This is a genomic window from Massilia sp. 05N420 (assembly GCF_056397205.1).
Genome location: NZ_JBFTMX010000199.1, coordinates 1 through 426 on the forward strand (window position 1 = coordinate 1; position 426 = coordinate 426).

The 426-nt window shown below is 57.3% G+C and carries 1 protein-coding gene; it reads left to right on the forward strand.

Annotated elements, in window-relative coordinates; translation table 11 throughout:
- Positions 1-292: 292 nt before the first annotated feature.
- Positions 293-426: DUF3311 domain-containing protein (locus tag AC1DIX_RS27950; RefSeq protein ID WP_477328618.1), on the forward strand; the 134-nt coding region annotated here is incomplete at its 3' end.

Sequence of the window (426 nt, forward strand, 5' to 3'; positions counted from 1 at the left end):
AAACCTCAAGCGTAAACTCGGGGTTTCGTCCACGGCAGAATTGGTTCGCTTCGTCCTAGAACATCCCGAGCGCCTGGTTACGCTACCCAGTAGTGGGTAGACGCCGACCAGAATGGCAGATCGGCCTCTTGCGATCTGACCGCTCCAAGGGCTAGCCCATGACATGCGCATGGGGGAGGACCTGTGCCTGGGGAGGAACTCGCGTTGCGTGCGGCCATAGGCCGATACGCTGACGATCGGTGCCTCTCCGGCCAAAGCTGATTTTGGGCCGGTTTTCGAGAGGATCGATGACGTGGACACGAAACCCACCAGTAAAGCAGCGCTCTGGCTGCTGGTAATTCCGTATATTGGGCTTCTATGGGTGCCCTTCTACAATTTCAGTGAGCCGTCGCTCTTCGGCTTTCCGTTCTTCTACTGGTACCAGCT